Origin of the sequence: Agrococcus jejuensis, assembly GCF_007679035.1 — a bacterium.
GTDB classification, from domain to species: domain Bacteria; phylum Actinomycetota; class Actinomycetes; order Actinomycetales; family Microbacteriaceae; genus Agrococcus; species Agrococcus jejuensis_A.
Window position 1 is genome coordinate 64,213 of the sequence record NZ_VEFR01000001.1, and the last position, 19,168, is coordinate 83,380.

16 protein-coding genes and 1 riboswitch are annotated in these 19,168 nt (G+C 73.5%); of the genes, 6 read left to right on the forward strand and 10 right to left on the reverse strand.

Going from position 1 to position 19,168, the window contains the following annotated elements; genetic code table 11:
* The first annotated feature begins 2 nt into the window (after positions 1-2).
* A riboswitch (TPP riboswitch) is annotated at positions 3-97 on the forward strand.
* The 3 genes from thiM (at position 80) to thiD (ending at position 3,005) form a co-directional block, all read left to right on the forward strand.
* Entirely contained in the window at positions 80-901 is an 822-nt protein-coding gene (thiM, locus tag FS793_RS00280; RefSeq protein ID WP_440130431.1) for a hydroxyethylthiazole kinase, read from the forward strand. It overlaps the preceding riboswitch by 18 nt.
* A complete protein-coding gene (gene thiE / locus FS793_RS00285) occupies positions 898-1,554 on the forward strand; it encodes a thiamine phosphate synthase (RefSeq protein ID WP_144717432.1) in 657 nt (218 codons plus the stop codon). Before thiM ends, thiE begins: the two co-directional genes overlap by 4 nt.
* A complete protein-coding gene (gene thiD, locus FS793_RS00290; protein WP_144717434.1) occupies positions 1,551-3,005 on the forward strand; it encodes a bifunctional hydroxymethylpyrimidine kinase/phosphomethylpyrimidine kinase in 1,455 nt (484 codons plus the stop codon). Before thiE ends, thiD begins: the two co-directional genes overlap by 4 nt.
* 92 nt (positions 3,006-3,097) lie before the next feature.
* On the opposite strand, the gene FS793_RS00295 is transcribed toward thiD, so the two are convergent.
* Positions 3,098-5,131 carry a 5'-nucleotidase C-terminal domain-containing protein gene (locus tag FS793_RS00295; protein WP_144719690.1) on the reverse strand — a complete coding sequence of 678 codons (2,034 nt, stop codon included), beginning with the start codon at positions 5,129-5,131 and terminating at the stop codon, positions 3,098-3,100.
* 126 nt (positions 5,132-5,257) lie between these two features.
* On the reverse strand, positions 5,258-5,821 hold the full coding sequence (locus tag FS793_RS00300) for a helix-turn-helix domain-containing protein (RefSeq protein ID WP_144717436.1): 564 nt from the start codon (positions 5,819-5,821) through the stop codon (positions 5,258-5,260).
* An 88-nt stretch (positions 5,822-5,909) separates the two neighbouring features.
* On the opposite strand from FS793_RS00300, the gene FS793_RS00305 reads away from it, so the two are divergent.
* The gene (locus FS793_RS00305) at positions 5,910-7,478 is read left to right on the forward strand and encodes an FAD-dependent oxidoreductase (RefSeq protein WP_144717438.1); all 1,569 of its coding nucleotides are present in this window, start codon (positions 5,910-5,912) and stop codon (positions 7,476-7,478) included.
* A gap of 67 nt (positions 7,479-7,545) precedes the next feature.
* Here the strand turns inward: FS793_RS00305 and FS793_RS00310 are convergent, their stop codons facing one another.
* The 8 genes from FS793_RS00310 to FS793_RS00345 all read right to left on the reverse strand — a co-directional run bounded on the left by FS793_RS00310 (position 7,546) and on the right by FS793_RS00345 (position 16,783).
* The gene (locus tag FS793_RS00310; RefSeq protein ID WP_144717440.1) at positions 7,546-7,749 is read right to left on the reverse strand and encodes a cold-shock protein; all 204 of its coding nucleotides are present in this window, start codon (positions 7,747-7,749) and stop codon (positions 7,546-7,548) included.
* A gap of 254 nt (positions 7,750-8,003) precedes the next feature.
* A complete protein-coding gene (locus tag FS793_RS00315) occupies positions 8,004-8,885 on the reverse strand; it encodes an SDR family NAD(P)-dependent oxidoreductase (RefSeq protein WP_144717442.1) in 882 nt (293 codons plus the stop codon).
* Positions 8,882-9,607, reverse strand: coding sequence for a response regulator (locus tag FS793_RS00320; RefSeq protein WP_144717444.1), 726 nt, complete (start codon positions 9,605-9,607; stop codon positions 8,882-8,884). Before FS793_RS00320 ends, FS793_RS00315 begins: the two co-directional genes overlap by 4 nt.
* A complete protein-coding gene (locus tag FS793_RS00325; RefSeq protein ID WP_144717446.1) occupies positions 9,604-12,123 on the reverse strand; it encodes a sensor histidine kinase in 2,520 nt (839 codons plus the stop codon). Before FS793_RS00325 ends, FS793_RS00320 begins: the two co-directional genes overlap by 4 nt.
* A gap of 108 nt (positions 12,124-12,231) precedes the next feature.
* A complete protein-coding gene (gene kdpC, locus FS793_RS00330; protein WP_144717448.1) occupies positions 12,232-12,843 on the reverse strand; it encodes a potassium-transporting ATPase subunit KdpC in 612 nt (203 codons plus the stop codon).
* Between the two features lie 9 nt (positions 12,844-12,852).
* Positions 12,853-15,006, reverse strand: coding sequence for a potassium-transporting ATPase subunit KdpB (gene kdpB, locus FS793_RS00335; protein ID WP_144717450.1), 2,154 nt, complete (start codon positions 15,004-15,006; stop codon positions 12,853-12,855).
* On the reverse strand, positions 15,003-16,694 hold the full coding sequence (kdpA, locus tag FS793_RS00340) for a potassium-transporting ATPase subunit KdpA (protein ID WP_144717452.1): 1,692 nt from the start codon (positions 16,692-16,694) through the stop codon (positions 15,003-15,005). Before kdpA ends, kdpB begins: the two co-directional genes overlap by 4 nt.
* Complete coding sequence (locus tag FS793_RS00345) at positions 16,694-16,783, reverse strand: potassium-transporting ATPase subunit F (RefSeq protein ID WP_144717453.1); 90 nt, start codon at positions 16,781-16,783, stop codon at positions 16,694-16,696. The genes kdpA and FS793_RS00345 overlap by 1 nt, the downstream gene beginning before the upstream one ends.
* 247 nt (positions 16,784-17,030) lie before the next feature.
* Here FS793_RS00345 and FS793_RS00350 point away from each other — a divergent pair, with 247 nt between their 5' ends.
* Positions 17,031-18,389, forward strand: coding sequence for a TrkH family potassium uptake protein (locus tag FS793_RS00350; protein WP_144717455.1), 1,359 nt, complete (start codon positions 17,031-17,033; stop codon positions 18,387-18,389).
* Positions 18,382-19,077 carry a potassium channel family protein gene (locus tag FS793_RS00355; protein ID WP_144717457.1) on the forward strand — a complete coding sequence of 232 codons (696 nt, stop codon included), beginning with the start codon at positions 18,382-18,384 and terminating at the stop codon, positions 19,075-19,077. The genes FS793_RS00350 and FS793_RS00355 overlap by 8 nt, the downstream gene beginning before the upstream one ends.
* Positions 19,078-19,168: the final 91 nt, after the last annotated feature.

Genomic DNA, 19,168 nt, shown 5'->3' on the forward strand with positions numbered 1-19,168 from the left:
GCCTCCACGACACGGGGTGCCCCGCCCAGGGGCTGAGATCACACCCGGCGAACCTGATCGAGCTCGTACTCGCGGAGGGATGTCATCCATGGCACGCGTCCACCCTGCCCACCTCGCACCCGGGGAGGCCCTGAGCGCGCTGCGCGCCGCGGCGCCGCTCACGCAGTGCATCACGAACCACGTCGTCACGGGGTTCACGGCCAACGTGCTGCTCGCCCTCGGCGCGAGCGCCGCGATGGTCGACATCCCCGACGAGGCGGGTGCCTTCGCGGGCGTCGCCGACGGCGTGCTCGTGAACCTCGGCACGCCGACGGGCGAGCAGCGCGCGGCGGCGCGCGAGGCCGTCGCCGCGAGCGATCGCTGGGTGCTCGACCCCGTCGCCGTCGGGGCGCTGCCCGTGCGCACGGCCCTCGCCCACGAGCTGCTGGCGCACGGCCCCGCGATCGTGCGCGGCAACGCCTCCGAGATCCTCGGGCTCGCGGGTGCGGGCGGTGGCGGTCGGGGCGTCGATGCGACGGACGGCCCGGATGCGGCCGCCGAGACCGCCATCGGGCTCGCGGCCGAGACCGGCGCCGTCGTGGCGGTCTCGGGCGTCGTCGACCTCGTGACCGACGGCCGCGAGGTCGTGCGCGTGCCCGGCGGCTCGCCGCTGCTCACGCAGGTGACGGGCGGCGGCTGCTCGCTCGGCGCGACGATGGCGGCGTTCCTCGGCGTGTGCGCGCCACTGTCCGCCGCCGTCGCGGCGTCGCTCGTGCACGCCCGCGCGGCCGAGGCCGCCGCGGCCGGCGCCGACGGCCCGGGCTCGTTCGCAGTGCGCTTCCTCGACGCCCTCGCGGCGCTCGATCCCACCGACCTCGACGAGGCGCGACTCGAGCGGCACGTCGTGGAGGTCGCGCGGTGAGCGTCGTGGGCATCCACCTGGTCACCGACGAGCGGCTTCCGGTCGCGAGGCTCCTCACGGTCGTCGACGCTGCGGTCGACGCAGGCGTGCGCGTCGTGCAGCTGCGTGCCAAGGGCGCGACGGCGCGCGACCTCGTCGATCAGGCCGTGGCACTCGACCGCGTCGTCGCGGGCCGCGCGCTGCTGCTCGTCGACGATCGGCTCGACGTGGCGCTCGCCGCGCGCGACGCCGGCGCACGCATCGACGGCGTGCATCTGGGCCAGTCGGACGTGCCGCCGCAGACCGCGCGGCGTCACCTCGGCGTCGATGCGATCGTCGGATGGACGGCATCGACGCCCGAGCACCTCGCCGCCGCAGCGGCGATGCCTCCGGGCACGATCGACTACCTCGGCGTCGGCGTGCTGCGCGCCACGGCCACGAAGCCCGACCATCCGCCCGCGCTCGGCGTCGCAGGCATCCGCGCCATCGCCGCCGCCACCGACCTGCCGTGCATCGCCATCGGCGGCGTCGACGTGCGCGACGTGCCGGGCCTCGCCGACGCGGGCGTCGCCGGCATCGCCGTCGTCTCGGCCGTGAGCGCCGCCGACGACCCGCGCGCCGCCGCCGCGTCGCTCGTCGCCGCGTGGGTGGCCGCCGCGGGGGTGCGCGCATGAGCCGCATCCCACGCGTGCTGTCGATCGCGGGCAGCGACCCCTCGGGCGGCGCCGGCATCCAGGCGGACCTCAAGGCCATCGCGGCGCACGGCGGCTACGGCATGGCCGTCGTCACGGCGCTCACCGCGCAGTCGACGCGCGGCGTCGTCGACGTGCACGTGCCGCCGCTGCCGTTCCTCGACGCGCAGCTGCGCACGCTGAGCGACGACGTGGCGATCGACGCCGTGAAGATCGGCATGCTCGCGTCGGCCCCCGTCGTCGCCGTCGTCGAGCGCTGGCTCGCCGACGTGCGTCCACCGCTCGTCGTGCTCGATCCCGTCATGGTCGCGACGAGCGGCGACCGGCTGCTGGCATCCGACGCCGAGGACGCCATCCGTCGCCTGTGCGCCGCCGCCGACCTCGTGACGCCGAACGTGCCCGAGCTCGCGGTGCTCGTCGGCGAGCCCGTCGCGGCGACGTGGGACGCGGCGCTCGCGCAGGCGCGCACGCTGCAGCAGCGCACGGGTGCGGCGGTGCTGCTGAAGGGCGGGCACCTCGACGGCGCGACGTGCCTCGACGCGGTCGTCGACGTCGAGGGCGTGCACGTCGTCGACGGGCCGCGGCTCGCGGCGACGTCGACGCACGGCACCGGCTGCACGCTGTCGTCGACCATGGCGACGTTCGCCGCCGGCGGCGCGACGTGGCGGACGGCGCTCGACGTGGCGAAGCCGTGGCTCGCCGCGGCGATCGCGGCGGGGGAGTCGCTCGAGGTCGGCCACGGTGCCGGCCCCGTCGACCACCTGCACGCGCTGCGTGGCGCGATGCCGACGTCCTCGTGGACGTCGGCCGCGTGGGATCGCACCGCCGACGTGCGCGCCGACGTCGACGCGTGCGCGTTCGTGCGCGGCCTCGGCGACGGCTCGCTCGAGCCCGAGCGGTTCCGCTGGTACCTGGCGCAGGATGCGCTCTACCTCGGCGAGTACGCGCGGGTGCTCGCCCGGGCGAGCGCCCTCGCACCGACGGGCGACGAGCAGGCGTTCTGGGCGCGGTCGGCGGCCAGCGCGATCGAGGAGGAGGCGTCGCTGCACCGCAGCCACGTCGACGTGGTGCCCGACCCCGCTGCGGACACGCGGGCGTACGTCGACCACCTGCAGGCGTCGGCGCACGGCGCCTACGCCGAGGTCGTCGCCGCCGTGCTGCCGTGCTTCTGGCTCTACGCCGACGTCGGCGCGCGGCTCGCGGCGCTCGACGACGCTGCGCATCCGTTCCACGACTGGCTCGTCGCGTACGGCGACGCGGCCTTCGCCGAGGCGACCAGGCGGGCGATCGCGATCGCGGATGCCGCGGCGCGGGACGCGGGTCCGACGCTGCGCGCACGCATGGATGCGGCCTTCGACCGCTCGATGGCGCTCGAGCTCGCGTTCTTCGAGGCGCCGGTGCGCGTCTCGCTGCACGAGCCCGTCCTGGGGTGACGGCGTCCCGTCCGCTGGTCGAGGAGCGCGCCGCCGTCGGCGACGCGCTCCTCGCCAGCTGGAGGGGAGCGCCTCGCCGACGGGTGCGTGCCTCAGCCGCGCAGCGCGCGACGCCGCGCGAGCAGCGCGCCGCCGAGCAGCAGCGCGAGCGCGGCTGCCACGAGTGCGACCGTCGGGCCCTCGGCACCCGTCTGCGGCAGCGAGCCCTGGCCGCCTGCGCCGGGCGCGACGTCGTCGCCGACGCCGCCGGTCGGTGCCGGCGACGTGGGCGCCGGGTCGGTCGGCGCCGGGTCGGTCGGCTCGGGCGAGACCGGCGGATCCGTCGGCTCGACCTGCGCATCCGTCGTCAGCGACCAGTTCTCGACGAAGAAGTCCGCCGGGTCGATCGTGCCGCTCGCGCTCGCCGAGTCGATGAGCAGCTGGCGGATCTCGAGGCGCTCGTCGTAGACGACGGGAGCCGCCGCGACGTGCGGGTAGGCGCCGCCACCCGACTGGCGATAGTTGTTCACCGCCATGACGAACGTCTCGTCGTCGGTCACGGCCGTGCCGTCGGGGTGCGACAGCCCGACGATGCGCGACCCGACGGGCTGCGACACGTCGATGACGTAGTCGAGGCCCGAGATGACGTCGTAGTTGTAGTCCGGCACGCCCTCGGGGCGGTCGGGGTAGGCGGCGTTCGTGCCCGTCGCCGGGTCGAACGTCGCGCCGACCCCGGTCTGCACGAAGTAGCGGGCCGAGAACTCGAGGTAGTCGCGCAGCTGCGCGCCCGTGAGCTCGACGCCCGTCAGCGTGTTCTCGTAGATGTAGAGCCCGGCGATGTCGCGGATCGTGACCTGCCCCTGCGGGAACCGCGCGGTGCGCGAGAACGGCGACGCCTGCGAGATGACCGTCGTGTCGGCCCACTCGGTGCCCTCGAGCGCCGCATCCACCGTGTCGAGCTGGATCTGGTTGATGAAGTCGATGATCGCGGTGTCCTCGTAGCGCGACGTCGCCGCCGGCAGCTCCTCGAGGGACTCGGCGACGGGGGTGTTCACGTAGTCGACGGCCGCCTGGTGCTCGTCGCCGATCGCGTCGAGCACCGTCTGCGACTCCACCGGGATGTCGCGGCCGTAGTGGGGCGTCACGACGGGCGCGAAACCCTCGTCCCACGAGACCTCGAAGCCCTCGGGCGTCGGTGCGAGCTCGAGCGTGACCTCGCTGGCCGACGTGCCCCAGTAGGCGGGCTGCGTGATGAGCACCTGCTCGCCCACGGCGTTCGTCACGACGGTCTCGGGCAGGTCCTGGTGGCTGTGGCCGGCGACGAGCACGTCGATGCCGGGCACCATGCGGGCGATGTTGCCCGCGACGTCCTCGGGCAGCGCGCTCGGGTCGTAGGCCGCGTCCTCGACGGTGCCCTGGCCGGTGTGCGCGAGCACGACGACGACGTCGGACTCGGCGGCGACCTGCGGCACCCACTGCTGCGCGGCGGTGACCATGTCCTGGAACTCCAGGACGCCCTCGACGTGCTGGCGGTCCCACACGCGCACGCCAGGCGTCACGAGGCCCAGCACGCCCACGCGCACCGTCTGCCCGTCGATGACGCGCTCGATGACCTCGTAGGGCTGGTGGTACGGCTGCCCGGTCGCGACGTCGATGACGTTGGCGCCGAGCAGGGGAGCGTCGAGGTCCTCCTCGTACGCGCTCAGCAGGTCGAGGCCGTAGTTGTACTCGTGGTTGCCCACGGTGCCGGCGTCGAGGCCGATGGCGTCGAACGCCTGCGCCATGGGGTGCTCGACCTCGTTCGCGAGCACGGCGTCGCGCTGGTCGCCGTAGCCGTAGAGGTACGTGAGCGGCGTGCCCTGCAGCGCGTCGCCGTTGTCGACGACGACGACCGACTCCTCGCCCTGCTCGGCGCGCACCTCGTCGATGGCGGTGCCGATGCGGGCGACGCCCAGCGCGTCCTCGGCGGCGTACGGCGCGTCCTGGAAGTAGTCCCAGTCGGTGAGGTGGCCGTGGATGTCGGTCGTCGCCATGAGCGTGAGCGTGACGCCGCCGGGCGGCGGGGCGGCGACGGCTGCCGCGGGAGCGGCGAGGAGGGCTGCGGTGGCGAGCGCCGCGGTGGCGGCAACGCGTCTGCGAGCGGGCATGGAGGGGTCCTCTCGATGGAAGGGGTGCCCTGAGGAGGCCGCGGCGAAGCCGCAGCCGTCTCGAAGGGAGTCCCCCGAACCTACGCATTCGACATGACGGGACGATGAACTCGTCCACACCGGCGGTCAGTCGGCCGACGCCTCGGCCGTGTGCGTCTGCATGCGCGCGCCGGTCTCGTCGAAGATGCTCAGCACCTCGCAGGGCCGTCCGCCCACGGCGGTCATCGAGTGCGGCACCGACGTGTCGAACTCGGCGGCCTCGCCGCGCGTGAGCGTGAGCTCGCGGTCGCCGAGCACGAGCCGCAGCCTCCCGGAGAGCACGTAGAGCCACTCGTAGCCGTCGTGCACGCGCGGCTCGCCGCACTCGTGGTCGGGCGTGTACGTGACCTTGAGCGCCTGCACCTTCGACCGCTCGCGCGACAGGGGAGCGAGCACCATGCCGTCGCGGCGCACGACGGGGCGTCGGACGCGAGGATCGGGCTGCTCGCGCGTCACGAGGTCGTCGATGCGGATGCCCAGCTCGGTCGTGAGCGGCAGCAGCAGCTCGAGCGATGCCTGGCGCTTGCCGGACTCGAGGCGCGAGAGCGTCGAGGCGGACATGCGGGCGCGGCTCGCGAGGTCGTCGAGCGTCCACCCGCGCGCCTGGCGCGCGGCGCGCAGCCTCGGGCCGACCTGGTCGAGCGCATCCATGGATCCTCCGTCCGTCGACCGCGATGCTGCTTGCCGAAACTGCAAGCGCGCTTGCCATTCTCTCATGCCGAGGCCGAGAGTGGGAGGCATGGACCACTACGACGCCCTCGTCATCGGCGGAGGGGCCGCAGGCCTCTCGGCAGCCCTCATGCTCGGCCGCGCTCGTCGCCGCACGCTCGTGCTCGACGCCGGCAGCCCCCGCAATCGCTTCGCCGCCCACATGCACGGCGTGCTCGGCCACGACGGCCTCGACCCCGCCGAGCTGCTGCGTCGCGGCCGCGCCGAGGTCGACGCGTACGGGGTCGAGGTGCGCGCCGCCGACGTGGTCCGCATCGACCGGCACGGCGACGACCTCGTCGCGACGCTCGCCGACGGCTCGACGATCCACGCGCGCGCCGTCGTGCTCGCGACCGGCGTCACCGACGAGCTCCCGCCCATCCCGGGCCTCGCCGAGCGGTGGGGCGTCACGGTGCTGCACTGCCCGTACTGCCACGGCTGGGAGATGCGCGACCGCACGATCGGCGTGCTCGCCACGAGCCCCGCGAGCCTGCACCAGATCGAGCTGCTGCGGCAGTGGAGCGACGACGTCGTCGCGTTCGCCCACGCCGCAGGCGAGCTGCCCGCCGACGCGCTGACGCGCCTGAGCGCCCGCGGCATCCGCGTCGTCGACGCCGAGGTCGCCGAGGTGGTCGGCGACGGCACCGCCATCGAGCACGTGCGCACGGTCGACGGCGCCGAGCACCGCGTCGACGCGATCTTCACCGCGGGCACGCTCGTGCCGCACGACGACGCGGTCGCCCACCTGGGCCTCGCCAGGCAGCAGGGTCCGATGGGCGACCTGCTCGCGGTCGATGCGATGGGTGCGACGAGCCACCCGCGCATCTTCGCCGCCGGCAACGTCGTCGTGCCCTTCGGCACCGTGCCGCTCGCGATGGGCGCCGGATCGATGGCGGGCGGTGGCGCCAACGCCACCCTCGTCGCCGCCGATGCCGCGGCTGCCGTCGCTGCGCAGGCGCAGGAGGGCGAGCCGGCGCCCGAGGTCGATCCCGAGACGTACTGGGAGGAGCGCTACGCGCAGCGCCGCCACTGGTCGGGCCACGCGAACGGCTCGGTGGTCGACGTCGTCGCGACGCTCGAGCCCGGCCAGGCGCTCGACCTCGGCTCGGGCGAGGGCGGCGACCTCGTGTGGCTCGCCGAGCGGGGATGGCACGCCACGGGCGTCGACGTCGCCCCGACGGCCGCGCGGCGTGCGCAGCAGGCCGCCGAGCGCGCCGGCGTCGCCGATCGCGTCACCGCGGTCGCCGCGGACCTCGCCACCTGGGAGTCCGATGGCGACGTGGACCTCGTCACGGCGAGCTTCCTGCAGTCGCCGGTGCTGCTCGATCGCGGGGCGATCGTGCGCAGGCATGCCGAGCGCGTCGTGCCCGGAGGGCACGTGCTCGTCGTCGCGCACGCCGCGGTGCCGCCGTGGGCGCCCGCATCCATGCGCCACGACCACCACGACCTGCCGCAGCCAGTCGACATCGTCGACGAGCTCGCGCTGGGCGCGGGATGGCGCGTCGAGCTCGCCGAGGTGCGCACGCGCGCGGCGACGGCCCCCGACGGCTCGGAGGCGACGCTCGACGACGCCGTGGTGCTGCTGCGCCGCGACGCCTAGGTCGCCCAGGACGCGGAAGAGCCCGCATCCCCGAGGGGATGCGGGCTCGTCCTTCGTGCGGGTTCGCTCAGAGGGCGCGGATGTTCGTCGCCTGCGGGCCGCGCTGGCCCTGCTCGACGTCGAACTCCACGGCCTGGCCGTCGAACAGGTCACGGCGACCATTGCCCTCGATCGCGCTGAAGTGCGCGAAGAGGTCGGCGGAGCCGTCCTCGGGAGCGATGAAGCCGAAGCCCTTCTCGGAGCTGAACCACTTGACGGTGCCCTTGGCCATGCGTCGTTTCCTTCGTTCGGGGCCGACATGATGCCGACCCGGTTGTGCGCAGCGAGATGAATCGATGCGGATCGCGACCCTGTGCAGGTGCACGGGCCGCAGCTGAGGGCGAGGGAGCCGTGAGGCGCCTCGCGCAGATGGGAGGAGGGGATGCGTGTCGCGAGTTTGCAGCGAACAGCCATCGGTGCCGCCGGCGCGAACCCGACGGATGACCCTCGAAGCGGACCCCAGGAGTGCGGGTCCGTAGCACCATGCTACGCGGTCTTGCCGCGATTCGCCTCCATGTCTTCGATCGGGATTCCCGTGGCGGCCGCGCTGGCCCGCCAGACGGCGTCCACGAGCGCCGGATCGTGGGCTGCGCGCGAGGCGCGGCCGACGCGCCGCTGGTCGTAGTAGCCGCCGCTCGTCCACGTCGTCATGGGCGCCCATTCGGCACCTGGCGTGCCGCCGGCGAGCATGGCGAGCGTCTCGCCCGCGTGCTCGTCGGTCGTGAGGAGCCGCCTCGCGAAGCCGCGGTAGACGAGCCGCAGGAGGCTCGTCGAGCCGGAGCCGAACGAGGTGGCGACGACGCCGGGATGCAGGGCGACGGCGTGCAGGTCGTCGAGGTGCGCGGCGACGCCGCGCGCGAAGAGCACGTTCGCGAGCTTCGCGTTCGCGTAGGCGCGCGAGGGGGAGTAGCCCCGGCGCAGCATGAGGTCGGCGCCCGTCGCCGTGACGGGGATGCGTCCCCAGTGGTGCGCGGCGCTCGCGGTCTGCACCACGATGCCCGCGCCGGCGCGCAGCGCGTCGGCGAGCAGGTGCGTGAGCAGGAAGGGCGCGAGGTGGTTGACCTGCATCGTCGCCTCGTTGCCGTCGACGGTGAGGCGACGCGGCCCGAGGATGCCGCCGGCGTTGCTCACGAGCACGTCGAGGTGGCCGTCCGTCGCCGCGAGCACGTCGGCCGCGAGGCCGCGCACGTCGTCGAGGCGAGCCAGGTCGGCGACGAAGCCCGTGCCGCCCACCGCGGCGGCGACGGCCTCGGTGCGCGTGCGGTCGCGACCGGTCACGAGCAGGCGGTGACCGCGCTCGGCGAGTCGGCGCGCGGCGACGGCGCCGATGCCATCGGAGGCACCCGTGATCAGGATCGTGCGGCTCACGCTCCCGAGACTCCCGCATCCTCGCCCGCCGCGTCCACCGTCGTCGGCGAGCCGGGCTCGAATCGGTAGCCCATGCCGGCCTCGGTGAGCAGATGGCGGGGATGCGCGGGCTCGGGCTCGAGCTTCTTGCGCAGCTGCGACACGTACAGCCGGAGGTAGCCGGTGTCGCGCACGTGGTGCGTGCCCCACACCTCCTGCAGCAGCGCCTGGCGCGTCACGAGCCGCGAGGGGCTGCGCAGCAGCATGCCGAGCATCTGCCACTCGGTCGGGGTGAGGCGCACGTGCTCGCCCGCCTTCACGACCGTGCGCGCCGCGAGGTCGACGACGACGTCGGCGAACCGCACCACCGGGTCCGCCTCCTGCGCCGGGATGCGGCGGGTGAGCGCGCGGATGCGGGCGAGCAGCTCGTCGATCTGGAACGGCTTCGTGACGTAGTCGTCGGCGCCGGCGTCGAGCGCCTCCACCTTGTCGGCAGCCCCGGTGCGGCCCGAGACCACGAGGATCGGCGTCGCCGACCAGCCGCGGATCGCCTCGATGACCTCGACGCCGTCGAGCCTGGGCATGCCGAGGTCGAGCATCACGAGGTCGGGGTGCTCGTCGATCGCGACGCGCACGGCCTCGGCGCCGTCGCCCGCCGTGATGACGTCGTAGCCCTTGGCGCCCAGCGTGATGCGCAGCGCCCGCAGCAGCTGCGGGTCGTCGTCGGCGATGAGCACCTTCATGGCGCCTCCTCGGTCGTCGGCTCGGGCGTGTCGGACGGCGAGGGCGCATCGGCGTCGCGCAGCGTCACGACCATCGTGAGCCCGCCGCCGGGCGTGTCCTCCGCCCGGAGCGTGCCGCCCATGCCCTCGACGAAGCCGCGCGAGAGCGCGAGGCCCAGGCCGAGGCCCGTCGTGTTGTCGGTGTCGCCGAGCCGCTGGAACGGCACGAACACGTCGTCGCGGCGCTCTGCCGGGATGCCGGGACCGTGATCGACGACGCGCAGCTCGACGGTGCCGGCGAAGGCGCTCGTCGCGATGCGCACGCACGAGCCCTCGGGCGCATGGCGCTGCGCGTTCGCGACGAGGTTCACGACCACGCGCTGCAGCAGCACGGGATCCGCGACGACGTCGGTCGCGTCGCCGAGGTCGAGCTCGACGTCGTCGGGGCCGAGCGCGAGCTCCTCGAGCGCCGGCAGCACGACGTCGGCGGGATCGACGCGCGTCGCCGAGACCGCGAGCACCCCCGCCTGCAGTCGAGAGACGTCGAGGAGGTCGGTGACGAGCGTCGTGAGCGCGGCGAGCGACTCCTCGGCGGTCTCGAGCAGCTCGGCACGGTCCTCCTCGGACAGCCGAGCGCCCGCGGCGCGCAGGCCGCCGACCGCTGCGCCCGCGGCGGCGAGCGGCCGACGCAGGTCGTGGCTCAGCGCGGCGAGCAGTGCCGAGCGCACCTTGTCGGTCGCGGCGAGCGGCGCCATCTCGCTCGCGGTCTCGGCGAGGTCGTCCCGCTCGAGCGCCGCCTCGAGCTGCGCGACGATCGCGGCGAGCAGGCGCCGCTCGCTCGCGTCGAGGTCGCGCCCGTGGAGGTCGAGCGACGCGTCGTCGCCGACGGGGATGCGGGTCGCGTCGCCGGTCGCGGCGCCGGCGCTCGCGACGGGTGCGCCGTCGTCGACGAGCACGACGCCGTCGAGCGCGAACGCCTCTCGCGCGCGGTCGACGAGCGCCTGCACCGCGCCGGTGCCGCGCAGCACGCTGCCTGCCACGGTCGCGAGCAGCTCGGCCTCGGCGGCGGCGCGGCGGGCGGCGCGCGTCTGCCGCGCGGCGCGGTCGACGACGATGCTCACGAGCACGGCGATGACGACGTAGATCGCGAGCGCCCACGCCTGGGCCGGGTCGGAGATCGTGATCGTGTAGAACGGCGCGACGAACAGCACGTTGAGCGTCAGGCCGCTCATGACCGCCGCGAACACCGCCGGCCACAGGCCGCCCACGAGCGCGACGACGACGACGAGCAGCTGGAACGCCAGCACGTCGGCCGTGATGGAGTCCGGGCTGCGGAACGACCAGAGACTCCAGGCGAGGAGGGGTCCGCCGACGACCGCGACGGCGAACCCCGCGATGCGGCGACGCACCGACAGGGCTCCGCCCAGCCGCGGCAGCCGCGCGCGCAGCCTCCCGCCGGCTGCGGCGTGCGTGACGACGTGCACGTCGATCGTGCCGGCCTTCGCGATGACGGTCTGGCCGATCCCCGCCCCCGTGAGCGCCGTCTGCAGCCGGCCGCGACGGGACGCGCCGATGACGAGCTGCGTCGCGTTCACGGCCCGTGCGAAGCCGACGAGCGTCTCGGGCACGTCGTCGCCGACGACCTGGTGGTAGGTGCCGCCGAGCTCCTCGACGAGCGCGCGCTGCCGTGCGAGCGCGTCGGGGTCGCCCGATCGCAGCCCGTCCTGCGTCGTCACGTGCACCGCGAGCAGGTCGCCGCCCGACGATCGCGCCGCGATCCGGGCGCCGCGGCGCAGCAGGGTGTCGCCCTCGCGCCCGCCCGTGAGCGTCACGACGACGCGCTCGCGCGCCTCCCACGACGTGTCGATGCCCTGCTCGGCGCGGTAGCGCTGCAGCGCCTGGTCGACCTCGTCGGCGAGCCACAGCAGCGCGAGCTCGCGCAGCGCCGTGAGGTTGCCGAGTCGGAAGTAGTTCGACAAGGCGGCGTCGATGCGCTCGGCGGGGTAGACGCGGCCCCCGGAGAGCCGATCGCGCAAGGCCTGGGGGGAGAGGTCGACGACCTCGACGGTGTCGGCCTCGCGCAGCACGTGGTCGGGGATCGTCTCGCGCTGCACGATGCCCGTGATGCGCTGCACGACGTCGTGCAGCGACTCGATGTGCTGGATGTTCACCGTCGAGATGACGTCGATCCCGGCGGCGAGCAGGTCGTGCACGTCCTGCCACCGCTTCTCGTGGCGGCCACCGGGCGCGTTCGTGTGGGCGAGCTCGTCGACGAGGGCGACGTCGGGTGCCCGGCGCAGCACGGCGTCGACGTCCATGTCGTCGAGCACCATGCCGCGATGCGATCGCGTGCGGCGCGGCACGAGCTCGAGCCCCTCCGCCATCTGCGCGGTCGCCGCGCGGCCGTGCGTCTCGACGAGGGCGACGACGACGTCGGAGCCCTCGAGCCCGAGCCGCCTGCCCTCCTCGAGCATCGCGTAGGTCTTGCCGACGCCAGGGGCGGCGCCCAGCAGCACCCGCAGCCGGCCCCGTGCCATCTCAGCCCTCCCGCTCGTCTCGAGACTGGTCGATTCCTAGCACGTCGACGCTCGCCTCGCCGATGGAGCCGGCGTCGAGCATCCCGCGCAGCCCCGACCGTGCCACGGTCAGCCGGCCAGACCGTCGAGCGCGACGTTCAGCTCGACGACGTTCACGACCGGCGACCCGCCGATGCCGGCGGGCGGCACGGTCGTGTGCGCCGCGACGAGATCCTCGACGACGCTCGCGGCGAGGCCGCGCTCCTCGGCGACCCTGTCGACCTGGATGGCCGCGTACTCGGGCGAGATGTGCGGGTCGAGGCCGGAGGCGGAGGCCGTGACGGCGTCGGCGGGGACGTCCTCGACGGCGATGCCCTCGAGGTCCGCGACCTGGGCGCGTCGCTCCTCGATCGCGGCGACGAGCTCCGGGCTCTCGGGTCCGTAGTTCGACCCGGAGGATGCCCCGCCGTCGTAGCCGTCGCCTGCCGCGGACGGGCGGGGCTGGAAGTACGCGGGCAGCGGCTCGCCGTCGGCGTCCACGAACGGCTGGCCGATGAGCGACGAGCCGACGACCTCCCCCTCGTCGTCGCGGATGAGCGAGCCGTTCGCCTGCGACGGGAGGGCGAGCTGCCCGATGCCCGTGACGACGGCCGTGTAGAGCACGCCGGTGATGACCGTGAAGGCGACGACGGCGCGCAGCGACACCCAGAGGGTTCGGGTGGTGGTCCTGGTGGTGGACATGGATGCCTCTCAGAAGCCTGGGATGAGGCGCACGACGAGGTCGATGAGCCAGATGCCGATGAAGGGTGCGACGAGGCCGCCGAGCCCGTACACGAGGAGGTTGCGGCCGAGCAGCGCGGATGCCGCGACCGGCCGGTAGCGCACGCCCTTCAGGGCGAGCGGGATGAGGGCGACGATGACGAGCGCGTTGAAGATCACGGCGGACAGCACCGCCGACGCAGGCGACGACAGGCCCATGACGTTGAGGACGCCGAGCCCGGGGAACACCCCCATGAACATCGCGGGGATGATCGCGAAGTACTTCGCGACGTCGTTCGCGATCGAGAACGTCGTGAGCGCCCCGCGCGTGATGAGCAGCTGCTTGCCGATGCGCACGATGTCGATGAGCTTCGTCGGGTCGGAGTCGAGGTCGACCATGTTGCCGGCCTCCTTCGCCGCCGACGTGCCCGACTGCATCGCGACCCCGACGTCGGCCTGCGCGAGCGCGGGTGCGTCGTTCGTGCCGTCGCCCGTCATCGCCACGAGGTTGCCGCCCTCCTGCTCCTTGCGGATGAGCGCGAGCTTCTGCTCGGGCGTGGCCTCGGCGAGGTAGTCGTCGACGCCGGCCTCCTTCGCGATCGCCGCTGCGGTGAGCGGGTTGTCGCCCGTGATCATCACGGTGCGGATGCCCATGGCTCGCAGCTCGGCGAACCGCTCGGTGAGGCCGTCCTTCACGACGTCCTTGAGGTGCACGACGCCGAGGGCGCGAGCGGCGGAGCCGGGCGCCGAGACCGCGACGACCAGCGGCGTGCCACCGGACGACGAGATCGCGTCGGTCGCCGCCTCGAGCTCGCGCGCATCGGCATCCGACAGCGGCGCGCCCTCGGCCGCCAGCCAGGCCCGCACCGCCGACCCGGCGCCCTTGCGGATGCGGGTGCCATCGGGCTGGTCGAGGCCCGACATGCGGGTCTCGGCCGTGAACGGCACGACCTCGCCGGGGGTGCGCTCGTCGAACGCCGTCCCCTCGATCCGTGCGAGATCGACGATGGACTGTCCCTCGGGGGTGGGATCGGCGAGCGAGGACAGCGCCGCCGCCTGCAGCAGCTCCTCGCGGCCGACGCCCGCGACGGGCACGACGTCGGTCGCGCGACGGTTGCCGTAGGTGATGGTGCCGGTCTTGTCGAGCAGCAGGGTCGTCACGTCGCCGGCCGCCTCGACGGCGCGGCCCGACATCGCGAGCACGCCGCGCTGCACGAGCCGGTCCATGCCGGCGATGCCGATCGCGCTCAGCAGGGCCCCGATCGTCGTGGGGATGAGGCAGACCAGCAGGGCGACGAGCACGGCGAGCGCGACGGGCTCGGCCGCGTACGACGCGATCGGGTTCAGCGTGAGCGTCACGAGCACGAACACGATCGACAGCGAGGCGAGCAGGATGTTCAGCGCGATCTCGTTGGGCGTCTTCTGGCGTGCCGCGCCCTCGACGAGCGCGATCATGCGATCGACGAAGGTCTCGCCGGGCTTCGCGGTGATGCGCACGACGATGCGGTCCGAGAGCACCCGCGTGCCGCCGGTGACCGCGCTTCGATCGCCACCCGACTCGCGGATGACGGGCGCCGACTCGCCGGTGATCGCCGACTCGTCCACCGATGCCACGCCCCAGACGACGTCGCCGTCGCCGGGCACGAGCTCGCCGGCCGTCACGACCACGTGGTCGCCCAGGCGCAGGTCGTTCGACGCGACCTCGCCCGTCGCGGACCGCTCGGCCGAGACGTCGGCATCGGCGTCGTAGGAGTCGACCCGCGTCGCCATCGTGCTCGTGCGCGTCTGGCGCAGCGTGTCGGCCTGCGCCTTGCCGCGGCCCTCGGCGATCGCCTCGGCGAGGTTCGCGAACAGCACGGTGAGCCAGAGCCACACGGCGATGATCGCGGTGAAGGCTCCGGGCACCTGCGTGCCGCCGGAGTCCCCGGAGCCGCCCAGGAAGGGCTCGGCGATCGCGATCGCCGTGGTGAGGACGGCGCCTGCCCAGACGATGAGCATGACGGGGTTCCGCCAGAGGTGTCGCGGCGAGAGGCGGCGGAACGCGCCGGGGATGGCCTGGCGGACCTGATCCCAGCCGATGCCGGCACGCTTGGGCGCGGGGGTGGAGGCGGGTGCCTGCTCGGGCACCTGGGTGACGGTGGTCATGCGACCAGCCCTTCTGCGAGCGGACCGAGCGCGAGCACCGGGAAGTAGGTGAGCGCGGTCACGAGGATGATGACGCCGACGGTGAGGCCGACGAACAGCGGCCTGTGCGTGGGCAGGGTGCCGGCGGTCGCCGGCACATGGTCCTGCGCGGCGAACGAGCCGGCGAGCGCGAGGACGAGGATGATCGGCAGGAACCGGCCGAGCAGCATCGCGACGCCGAGCGCCGAGTTGAACCAGTCGGTGTTCGCGGTGAGCCCTGCGAAAGCGGAGCCGTTGTTGTTCGCGGCCGACGTGAAGGCGTAGAGCACCTCGGTGAGGCCGTGGACGCCGGGGTTCCAGATCGACGTGCCCTCGACGTCCTCGCGCACGGCGGGGATCGCGAACGACAGCGCGGTGCCGATGAGCACGAGCGCGGGCGTGACGAGGATGTACAGGCTCGCGAGCTTGATCTGCGTCGCCGTGATCTTCTTGCCGAGGTACTCGGGCGTACGTCCGACGAGCAGGCCCGCGATGAACACGGCGATGATCGACAGCACGAGGATGCCGTACAGGCCGGCTCCGACGCCGCCGGGGGCGACCTCGCCGAGCATCATGTTCAGCAGCGGCATCATGCCGCCGAGGGCGGTGTACGAGTCGTGCATCGAGTTCACGGCACCGGTGGACGTGCCGGTGGTGGCGATCCCGAACAGCACCGAGCCTGCGATGCCGAAGCGCGCCTCCTTGCCCTCCATCGCAGCACCGGCGAGCTGCGGCGCCGTGCCGGCTCCGCCGATCTCGAACGCCATCGCGGCCGCCCAGATCGCGAGGAACAGGGCGCCCATGACGGCGACGATGGCGTAGCCCTGCCGACTGTCGCCGACCATCGTGCCGAACATGCGCGGCATCGCGGAGGGGATCAGCAGCAGCAGCAGGATCTGCAGCACATTGGTCCACGCCGCCGGGTTCTCGAACGGATGCGCCGAGTTGGCGTTGAAGAACCCGCCGCCGTTCGTGCCGATGAGCCGGATGGCCTCCTGGGATGCGACGGGACCGCCAGGCAGCACCTGCGTGAGGCCGGCGAGGGTGCCGACGTCCTGGAAGCCGGCGAAGTTCTGGATGACGCCGCCCGCGAGCAGCACGAGCGCGCCGAGCAGCGAGATGGGCAGCAGGACGCGGATCGTGCCGCGCGTCAGGTCGACCCAGAAGTTCCCGATGGTGCCGGAGCGGCGGTACGCGAGACCGCGCACGAGCGCGACGGCGACGGCCATGCCGACGGCGGCCGAGACGAAGTTCTGCACGACGAGGCCGGCGAGCTGCACCGTGTAGCCGAGGGTCACGTCCGGCGAGTAGGACTGCCAGTTGGTGTTCGTCGTGAACGACGCCGCCGTGTTGAACGACAGCACCTCCGGGACCGCAGGCAGGTCGAGCGAGTAGGGCAGCACGGTCTGGAGCCGCTGCAGCATGTAGACCGCGAGCATCCCGACGACGGAGAAGCCGAGGATGGCACGCGCATAGGCCTGCCACGTCTGCTCCGATGAGGAGTCGACGCCGATCACCCGGTAGAGGCCGCGCTCGACGCGCAGATCCCGCTTCGACGTGTAGGTGTGCGCGAGGAAGTCGCCGAGGGGGCGGTGCACGAGCGCGAGCGCCACGAGCACCGTGAGGAGGCTGAGGCCGCCGGAGAGCCAGGCGGAGGCGGTCGCGTCCATCAGAACCGCTCCGGGCGGACGAGGGCGGCGACGAGCATGCCGATCGCGGCGACGGCGAGCACGGCGGCGAGGATCTCGAAGACGATCACAGCCGCTCGACCCCCCGCACGGCGAGCCCGAGGAGGGCGAAGATCGCGAGCGTGCTCGCGACGACGATGATGTCGAGCATCGTGGGGTGACTCCGTCACTGTGCTGGTCGCCTCCGAGTCGGGAGGCGGGTGCCTCCGCACCGGATGCGATCCAACGCCCGCCAGCGGGCCGAGTCCGTGATCCTCACGAGATCCTCACGCCTCGGACGCTGCCCTCACGCCCTCCGCACGGCTACAGTCGTCGCTCGTGCGAGACGCGTGGACCACCAGGGTCGCTCGTCGTCGTCCCAACCCGGCCCGCCGCGTCTTCGCGGGGTTCGTCGCGCTGAACCTCGCCGGCTGGGCGCTGCTCGCGCTGCCGATCTCGTCGACGCCCGAGGGCTCGTCGTCGTGGATCGACGCGCTCTTCACCGCCGTCTCCGCGGCATGCGTCACGGGCCTCACGGTCGTCGACACCGCCGTGTACTGGACGCCGTTCGGCCAGGCGGTGATCCTCGCGCTCATCCAGCTCGGCGGCCTGGGCGTCATGGTCTTCACGACGCTCGTCGGCGTGCTCGTGCTGCGCAGGCTCACGATCGGCGCGCGCATCGGCGCAGCCACCGAGACGCACGCGCAGGCCATCGGCGAGGTCGGCGGCATCGTGCGCGCCATCGTCGGCACGTCGCTCGCGGTCGAGGGGGTCGTCGCGCTCGCGATGCTGCCGCGCTTCCTGCTCGGGTACGGCGAGTCCTTCGGCGATGCCGTGTGGCTCAGCGTCTTCCACGCCGTCTCGTCGTACAACAACGCCGGGTTCGCGCTCTACAGCGACAACCTCGTCGGGTTCGTCGACGACCCGTTCGTGTGCATCCCGCTCATGGTCTCGACGGTCGTCGGCGGCCTCGGCCTCCCCGTCATCATGCAGATCCTCAAGCGCGTCTCGGGCCGCACGCGCATGCTCACGCTGCACGCGCTCCTCGTGCTCGCGGGCACCGCGGTGCTGCTGCCGCTCGGCGCGCTCGCGATCGGCGTGCTCGAGTGGTCGAACCCCGGCACGCTCGGCACGCTCGACCCCGGGGCGCGCGTGCTCACGAGCGTCTTCCACTCCGTGCAGACCCGCACGGCAGGCTTCAACGCCGTCGACATCGGCCAGTTGCGTCCCGAGACGCTGCTCGTCATGGACGTGCTCATGCTCATCGGCGGCGGCCCGGCGGGCACGGCGGGCGGCATCAAGCTCACGACCTTCGCGGTGCTGCTGTTCATCATCGTCGCCGAGGTGCGCGGCGACGGCACCGTGCACGCCTTCGGTCGCCGCGTCTCGCGCGCCGTGCACCGCGAGGCCATCACGGTCGCGCTGCTCGCCGTCGGGCTCGTCGTCGGCGCGACCCTCGCGATCCTCGTGCTCACGGACGAGGCGTTCGAGGACGTGCTGTTCGAGGCCGTCAGCGCGTTCGCGACCGTCGGGCTCTCGACGGGCATCACCGCCGACCTCGGCTGGCCCAGCCAGCTCATCCTCGTCGCCCTCATGTTCCTCGGCCGCGTCGGTCCTGCGACCGTCGCGACCGCCATCGCCCTGCGCCGCACGACGCGCGCGTACGAGCTCCCGAAGGAGAGGCCCCTCATTGGCTAGGCAGCAGCGCATCCGTCACGACTCCGCCATCGCCGTCGTCGGCCTCGGCCGCTTCGGCGCCGCGCTCGCGATCGAGCTCGCCGACCACGGCGCCGAGGTGCTGGGCGTGGATGCCGACGAGGCGATCGTGCAGTCGCTCCACGGCACCCTCGCGCACGTCGTGCAGGGCGACTCGACCGATCCCGCACTCGTCGAGCAGCTCGGCCTCGGCGACTACGCCCGCGTCGTCGTCGCGATCGGCTCCGACGTGACGGCGTCGATCCTCACGACGAGCCAGCTGCTGCGCGCAGGCGTCGCCGAGGTCTGGGCGAAGGCCATCTCGCCGCAGCACGCCGTGATCCTCGACCAGCTGGGCGTGCACCACGTCGTGAGCCCCGAGGCCGACATGGGGCGTCGCGTCGCCCACATGGTGCGCGGCTCGTCCGACGACTACCTCGAGGTCGACAGCCGCTACGGCGCCATGCTCGTCACGGTGCCCGAGCAGCTCGCCGGCGTGCCCCTGCGCGAGCTGGCGCTGCAACGGCAGCACGGCGTCACGGTCGTCGCGACGCGGCACGGCGAGGACCTGCAGAACGCGAACCTCGAGACGCGGCTGCGCGCCGGGGGAGCGATGCTCGTCGCCGGGCCGACCCGCGAGGTCGAGGCCTTCGCTGCGCTCGCCGCGACGATGCGCGCGCGGGGGGCGTAGCCCGGGGGATCCCGCGGAGGATCCGGTATCCTGGAGCATGGTGTGCCGGGAAGCCTGGTCGGCTCGCCGCGGCTCGAGTCGCGGCGGATGC

Bases quoted from the DNA above. Each gene is read 5' to 3' on its own strand.
- thiM (WP_440130431.1), top strand. From the start codon at position 80: ATGTCATCCATGGCACGCGTCCACCCTGCCCACCTCGCACCCGGGGAG.
- thiD (WP_144717434.1), top strand. From the start codon at position 1,551: ATGAGCCGCATCCCACGCGTGCTGTCGATCGCGGGCAGCGACCCCTCG.
- FS793_RS00295 (WP_144719690.1), bottom strand. From the start codon at position 5,131: ATGCCCGCTCGCAGACGCGTTGCCGCCACCGCGGCGCTCGCCACCGCA.
- FS793_RS00300 (WP_144717436.1), bottom strand. From the start codon at position 5,821: ATGGATGCGCTCGACCAGGTCGGCCCGAGGCTGCGCGCCGCGCGCCAG.
- FS793_RS00305 (WP_144717438.1), top strand. From the start codon at position 5,910: ATGGACCACTACGACGCCCTCGTCATCGGCGGAGGGGCCGCAGGCCTC.
- FS793_RS00310 (WP_144717440.1), bottom strand. From the start codon at position 7,749: ATGGCCAAGGGCACCGTCAAGTGGTTCAGCTCCGAGAAGGGCTTCGGC.
- FS793_RS00320 (WP_144717444.1), bottom strand. From the start codon at position 9,607: ATGAAGGTGCTCATCGCCGACGACGACCCGCAGCTGCTGCGGGCGCTG.
- FS793_RS00325 (WP_144717446.1), bottom strand. From the start codon at position 12,123: ATGGCACGGGGCCGGCTGCGGGTGCTGCTGGGCGCCGCCCCTGGCGTC.
- kdpC (WP_144717448.1), bottom strand. From the start codon at position 12,843: ATGTCCACCACCAGGACCACCACCCGAACCCTCTGGGTGTCGCTGCGC.
- kdpB (WP_144717450.1), bottom strand. From the start codon at position 15,006: ATGACCACCGTCACCCAGGTGCCCGAGCAGGCACCCGCCTCCACCCCC.
- kdpA (WP_144717452.1), bottom strand. From the start codon at position 16,694: ATGGACGCGACCGCCTCCGCCTGGCTCTCCGGCGGCCTCAGCCTCCTC.